Source organism: Sutterella sp., assembly GCF_052272535.1.
Lineage (GTDB): Bacteria > Pseudomonadota > Gammaproteobacteria > Burkholderiales > Burkholderiaceae_F > Sutterella.
In genome coordinates this window covers 1-5972 of sequence record NZ_DAVZJY010000154.1, presented here as the reverse complement: position 1 = coordinate 5972, position 5972 = coordinate 1, and the positions used below count along the sequence as shown (strand labels likewise).

General features: G+C 64.7%; 5 protein-coding genes and 1 tRNA gene. 1 reads left to right on the top strand and 5 read right to left on the bottom strand.

Features of this window, described 5'->3' with window-relative positions; all coding sequences use genetic code 11:
- Positions 1-33: 33 nt before the first annotated feature.
- The 5 genes from ACT6Y9_RS08055 to cysS all read right to left on the bottom strand — a co-directional run bounded on the left by ACT6Y9_RS08055 (position 34) and on the right by cysS (position 5069).
- Positions 34-954: a radical SAM protein gene (locus tag ACT6Y9_RS08055; RefSeq protein ID WP_443744154.1), complete on the bottom strand. Its 921-nt coding sequence runs from the start codon at positions 952-954 to the stop codon at positions 34-36.
- 126 nt (positions 955-1080) lie between these two features.
- Complete coding sequence (gene rarD, locus ACT6Y9_RS08050; protein ID WP_443744153.1) at positions 1081-2007, bottom strand: EamA family transporter RarD; 927 nt, start codon at positions 2005-2007, stop codon at positions 1081-1083.
- Positions 2008-2375: 368 nt separating this feature from the next.
- Positions 2376-2464: transfer RNA gene (locus tag ACT6Y9_RS08045), tRNA-Ser, on the bottom strand.
- Between the two features lie 72 nt (positions 2465-2536).
- Complete coding sequence (locus ACT6Y9_RS08040; RefSeq protein ID WP_295480682.1) at positions 2537-3583, bottom strand: acetyl-CoA carboxylase carboxyltransferase subunit alpha; 1047 nt, start codon at positions 3581-3583, stop codon at positions 2537-2539.
- Between the two features lie 79 nt (positions 3584-3662).
- On the bottom strand, positions 3663-5069 hold the full coding sequence (cysS, locus tag ACT6Y9_RS08035; protein WP_443744155.1) for a cysteine--tRNA ligase: 1407 nt from the start codon (positions 5067-5069) through the stop codon (positions 3663-3665).
- Positions 5070-5382: 313 nt separating this feature from the next.
- Between cysS and ACT6Y9_RS08030 the strand changes: the two genes are divergently transcribed.
- Positions 5383-5952 (top strand): tetratricopeptide repeat protein, encoded by a 570-nt coding sequence (locus ACT6Y9_RS08030; protein WP_443744152.1) that lies wholly within the window; start codon positions 5383-5385, stop codon positions 5950-5952.
- Positions 5953-5972: the final 20 nt, after the last annotated feature.

The following is a 5972-nucleotide window of genomic DNA, read 5'->3' as shown; positions in this document are numbered from 1 at the left end:
CCGCTCCCCGCCGGGGAGACGGCGCCTTTTTCGTCAGTTGCCGGAAGGCATGACCTCGGGGAGCACGTGCTCGCCGTTGAAGTGCGGGATGAACTTCTCCTCGTTCGTCTTCCCGACCTGCATGAAGCCCTTCGTGATGCCGATCTCGCGGGCGTGCCGCACGACCTTCTGATACTCGATCGTGAGGAGCGGCCGGTTGATTTCCGGGTGCCGGCAGGCCTTGTAGACGGGCATGTACTGGTTCATGACGGAGACGTAGACGTCGTCGCCGAAGCACTCGTAAATCCAGTCGAGGCACCGGCAGCTGTCGCGCCACTGCCAGGGAAGCACGAGGTGGCGGATGATCATGCCGCGCTTCATGAGGCCGTCCTCGCCGATGACGGCGGGTCCGGTCATCTCGAACATCTTCTCGATCGCCTTCGAGGCGTACTCGAAGTAGTGCGGAACGCCCGAATACTTTTCTCCCAACCGGCTGTCGAAATACTTGAGGTCGGGGAGAAAAACGTCCACGAGTCCGTCGAGCATGCCGAGCGTCTCGGGAAGTTCGTAGCCGTTGGAGTTGTAGACGATCGGCAGCGAGAGCCCGCGCGCCTTGGCAATTCCGACCGCCTCAACGATCTGGCGCGTGTAGTGCCCGGGCGTGACGAACTCGATGCACGTCGCGCCGCGCTCGGCCTCTTCGAGCATGATTTCGACGAGGCGGGAAACGGAAACCTTGACTCCCCGCCCCTCCGCACTGATTTCATGGTTCTGACAGAAGCAGCAGCGCAGGTTGCAGTGCGAGAAGAAGATCGTTCCCGCGCCGGTCTTGCCTGAAATGCAGGGCTCCTCCCAGGCGTGAAGACTTACGAGGGCGATCTCGACGTCGTCCGTGGCGCGGCAGATGCTCCGCTTGATGCCGACCACGGACGAGCGGTCGGCGTTGCAGCGGCGGGGGCAGAGGTTGCAGATCATGAAGATGGGCTTCTTGGGGGTCGCGGAAGCGCGGCCCGCCCTCCGTCTCTGCGGGGAGCGTTTTCTCGTCGTTGGGCGGCGCCGTTCCGAAGAACGGGAATTCTAGTCCCGGGACCGCTGCCGGCGTCAGCCGCCTGCGCGCATCCGCCTGAGGTCGAGGAGCTCGGCGGAAATGAAGAGCACGACCGCGGCGGCGATGAAGAGAAGCGGCGCCGCAAAGGCTTTGTTGAAGGGTTCCCCGAGAATCACGACGCCCGTGAAGATCGTGAGCACGGGATTGAGGAACTGACAGAAGCCGAGGAGGTAGAGCGGAAGGTTCTGCGCGGCGTAGGCGAAGGCGACCATCGGAATGAGCGTGACGACGCCGAGCCCTGCGAGCGCCGTACTGACGCCGGGATTGGCCGGACCGAATGCCGAGAGCCCTTCGGCGTTGAGCCACCAGAGATAGACGGCCGCTGCAGGAAGAAGAACCACACACTCGAACGCGTTGCTCATCCAAGCGTCGATCCGGATCTTCTTCTTGAGCGCACCGTAGTAGGCCCAGGTGGCGGAGACGCCGACGGCGATCCAGGGAATACGGCCGTAGTTGAAGGCGAGCACGGCAACGCCGCAGGCGGCGAGCGCGAGCGAGATCCGGCGCAGACCCGAGAGCCGCTCCTTGAAGACGAGACAGCCGATCGCAACGGAGAGGAGCGGCGTGAGGAACATGCCGATGCCGAGCTCAATCACGCGGTCCACGTGGGCGGCGAGCACGTTGATCCACCAGTTGACGGCCGCCACCGCCGCCGCGGAGAAGAGGAGCACGAGGATGCGCTTTTGCTCCCATAGGAGCCGCGCCGTGTCGCGCGCGGTGCGCAGGCGCCCCGTCGCCGTGAAGATGACCGCCAGCACGACGAGCGACCAGAGAACGCGGTGGGCGATCACTTCCCAGGAATCCGCCCGCGACAGGAAGCTCCAGTAGATCGGCATGAAGCCCCAGCAAAGATAGGCGAGGAAGGAGGCGGTGAGGCCGCCGGCGCGGTTGGGCGCGGCGGCCGAAGGGATAGCGCTCATGGGCAGAAGAATCAGTGAAGACAGTTTTTCATTATCCATCCGCCCAAGGCTCATTGCTCCCGCAACGCTTCATGGGCGGTGAGTTCAGAAACCCAATACTGACAAGTGCAGCCGACATCCGCTTCGAACGGTATCGGGGCCTTGACTTTCATATTCACGCCGGGGTTCATCACCCTTAAATAAAAAGCCGAACTCATCATTGACAAGTTCGGCTCTTAGGCTCTGGATGTCCATTGGACAGTGGCCGGATTCAATCTTGACTTTTGGGGATTTCAGCCCGCTCGAAAGCGGCTTCGGTCGGCATGCATTACAAGATCATAGCGGCACCCGACGAACTGAAACGTGAGATCATAGCGCTGGAGCTTTTCTGGCGGAAGGAGTGGGATTCGAACCCACGGAAGTTATTAGCTTCGCCGGTTTTCAAGACCGGTGCATTAAACCGCTCTGCCATCCTTCCACTTCGCGGCCCCTCAGGGCATGGAGCCGCGATTCTATCTTAAGCGCGCCGTCCCGCGCAAGAAAACGCGGCTCAGCGGCTCGACGGCTTGATCGGAAGCTCCTCAAGATCGACGACGGCGTTGGGGTCGGCCTCTGCAGGCGCCGACTCGGCGAGGTCGAAGAAGCCGTAGCCGCGCATGCGCTCGGCGCGGCGCTCGAGGAGATCGTTCATCGGGAACTTGAGAAGCCCGCGGAGTTCGTCGATGAGCGCCTGCTTGAGGTTCACGGCCATCAGCTGCGGATCGCGGTGCGCGCCGCCGAGAGGCTCGGAAATCACGCGGTCGACGAGCCCCAACTGCGAGAGCCGGTCGGCCGTGAGGGCGAGCGCCTCCGCCGCACGCGGGGCTTCGGCCGCGTCCTTCCAGAGGATCGAAGCGCAGCCCTCGGGCGAAATCACCGAGTAGGTCGAGTACTGCAGCATCATCACGACGTCGGCGACGGCAATCGCGAGCGCGCCGCCCGAGCCGCCCTCGCCGATCACGCACGTGATGACGGGCACCTTGAGGCCCGCCATCTCGAAGAGGTTCCGGCCGATCGCCTCGGACTGGCCGCGCTCCTCGGCGTCGATGCCGGGGTAGGCGCCCGGGGTGTCGACGAAGGTGACGACGGGAAGGTCGAACTTCTCGGCGAGCTGCATGAGGCGCAGGGCTTTTCTGTAGCCCTCGGGCTTGGCCATGCCGAAGTTGCGCTGCGTGCGCTCGCGCAGCGTCCGGCCCTTTTGATGCCCGATCACGACGACGTTGATGTCGGCGAGACGCGCGAGGCCGCCCACGATCGCCTGGTCGTCGGCGAATGCGCGGTCGCCGTGGAGTTCGTGGAAGTCCGTGAAGATCGCGTCAATGTAGTCGAGCGTGTAGGGGCGCTGCGGGTGGCGCGCGACGAGCGAGCACTGCCAGGGCGTGAGCGACGCATAGATCTTCTTGACGAGTTCGTCCTCCTTCTGTTCGAGCGAGGCGATTTCGCTCACGACGGAGACGCCGCTCTTCGACTCGGTTTCGTTGAGCTCGCGCAGTTCGTCGATCTTCTTCTCAAGCGCCTCGATGTCGCGCTCGAATTCCAGAAATACCTTCTTGGCCATGTCTCGTGTTCGAAAGATTCCCGCGCCGTACCTCAGGTCGGCGCAGGAATGGTTGGAGGGGGATGATGAGCGGGCTCCGTCAGATGCGCCGCCAGGTCGTGCCCGCCGGGCCGTCCTGCAGCTCGATGCCTTCGGCGAGGAGCCCCTTGCGGATTTCATCGGCGCGGGCGAAGTTCTTCGCCTTCTTCGCCGCGGCGCGTTCGGCGATGAGCGCCTCAATGCGGCCGGCTTCATCGCCTTGGGCGGCGCCGCCCTGGAGGAACTCCGCCGGATCGGCATGGAGGATGTTGAGAACGGCGCCGAGGCCGAGGAGCTGGCGCACGAGCGCCGGGTCGCCCGTGCGGTTCACTTCCGTCGCGAGCTCAAAGAGCACCGAGACGGCGAGCGCGGTGTTGAAGTCGTCGTCCATCGCCGCCTTGAAGCGCGCGGCGAAGGGTTCGCTCCAGTCGAGCTCCCGCCCGTCGCCCTCGCGGCCCTTCAGAGCCGTGTAGAGACGCACGAGGCCCTTGTGGGCCTCTTCGATCAAGGTCGAGGAGAAGGTGATCGGGCTGCGGTACTGGCTCCTCAGGAGGAAGAAGCGAAGCACTTCGTTGCCGCACCCGTCGCCGTAGGCGGCGTTCGTTTCCTTCAGGGCATCGCGGATCGTCCAGAAGTTGCCGAGCGACTTGCTCATCTTCTCCTCGGTGCCGTCGGCCGCGCGCACGCGCAGCGGGCCCGAATGCATCCAGAAGCGCGCGAAGGTGCAGCCGGTCGCGGCCTCGCTCTGCGCGATTTCGTTCTCGTGGTGCGGGAAGACGAGGTCCGGGCCGCCGCCGTGAATGTCGATCGTCTCGCCCAAGAGGTTCATCGCCATCGCCGAGCACTCGATGTGCCAGCCCGGACGGCCGCAGCCCCACTTGGAGCTCCACTGCGGTTCACCGGGCTTCGCGCTCTTCCAGAGCACGAAGTCGAGGGGATCGCGCTTGCCCTGCCCGACCTGGACGCGCGCGCCGGCCTGCAGGTCGTCGATCGACTTCCCCGAAAGGCGCCCGTAGGGCTTGAAGCTCCTCACGGAGTAATCGACGTCGCCGTCGGCGGCGTGATAGGCGACGCCCTTCTCTTCGAGTTTCTCGATGAGATTGAGCATCTGCGGGATGAACTGCGTCGCGCGCGGCTCGTAGGTGGGCGCGAGGCACCCGAGGGCGAGCATGTCCTCCTGCATCGCGCGGGCGAATTCGTCGGTGAGCGCGTCGGTCGTGACGCCGCGCTCGGCCGCGCGGCGGATGATCTTGTCGTCCACGTCGGTGATGTTGCGCACGAACGTGACCTCGTAGCCCGACGCCTCGAGCCAACGGCGGATCACGTCGAAGGCGACGAAGGTGCGGCCGTGGCCGATGTGGCAGTAGTCGTAGACGGTGACGCCGCAGACGTACATGCGCACGCGGCCGGGTTCAAGGGGTTCGAAGGTGCGCTGATCGCGCGTAAGGGTCGAGTAGATCGAAAGCATCGAAGTCCTGCGAAGTTCTTCCTGTCGGAGCTCGCGCTCCAAGCCGGAGTAGCAGCGCATGCGCAGATAGCAGCAGGAGCCGTTTTCCGACCACCAACGCATCAGACGGACCGAAGGCTGAATCGTCTCTCGATACAAAGTCCGAAGCTTTCCGAGCATGTTGAACCGCTACAATGAAGGGCTGATTTGCCCGAGAGTATAGCCGCCCGGCCCGCGGCGGCGCCCCGCGGCCCACGTCCCGTCAGGTAGCGTCGGCCGTGCGGCTGATGCGCTCGGGCGCCGCGTTGACAAAAGTTCAGGAAGCACCTCCACCATGCGCCTCAACAAGCTTCTTCTTGCGCTCTGCGCCTCGGCCGCCGTCCTCACGGCCGGCCTCACGCTTCCCGCCGGTCCCGCTCTGGCGGCGTCCGAGATGGAGGAGCTCGCCGCGGGGCTCACGACGAGCGGCTTCTCCCCGCGCGTCGAGCAGCTTCTGAAGAACGGCCGCGCCGCCCAGGCGCTCGAGCTCGCCGACATCGGCATCCGCGCGAACCCGCGCAACGCGCAGCTCCAGTTCCTGCGCACGGTGGCGCTCGAGTCCCTCGGGCGCACCGAAGACGCCGCGAAGGGCCTCAAGTCCCTCATCGCCGCCTTCCCCGAAATCCCCGAGCCTTACAACAACCTCGCCGTGATCGAGGCGGGCTACGGCAACCTCGAGGAGGCGCTCGGACTTCTCAAGCAGGCGCTCCTCATCAACCCGAAGTTCGCGCTCGCCGAAAAGAACATGGGCGACGTGTACCTCGCGCTTGCGCTTGAAAAGTACGAGTCCGCCGCCCCGAAGCTCTCAGGGAACGCCGAACTTCAGACGCGCCTCAAGACCCTGCAGCGACTCACCGGCCGCTGATACACGTACTTCCGCAACGC

Coding starts and splice junctions, on each gene's coding strand:
- ACT6Y9_RS08055 (WP_443744154.1), bottom strand. CDS start 954: ATGATCTGCAACCTCTGCCCCCGCCGCTGCAACGCCGACCGCTCGTCC.
- rarD (WP_443744153.1), bottom strand. CDS start 2,007: ATGAGCGCTATCCCTTCGGCCGCCGCGCCCAACCGCGCCGGCGGCCTC.
- ACT6Y9_RS08040 (WP_295480682.1), bottom strand. CDS start 3,583: ATGGCCAAGAAGGTATTTCTGGAATTCGAGCGCGACATCGAGGCGCTT.
- cysS (WP_443744155.1), bottom strand. CDS start 5,069: ATGCTTTCGATCTACTCGACCCTTACGCGCGATCAGCGCACCTTCGAA.
- ACT6Y9_RS08030 (WP_443744152.1), top strand. CDS start 5,383: ATGCGCCTCAACAAGCTTCTTCTTGCGCTCTGCGCCTCGGCCGCCGTC.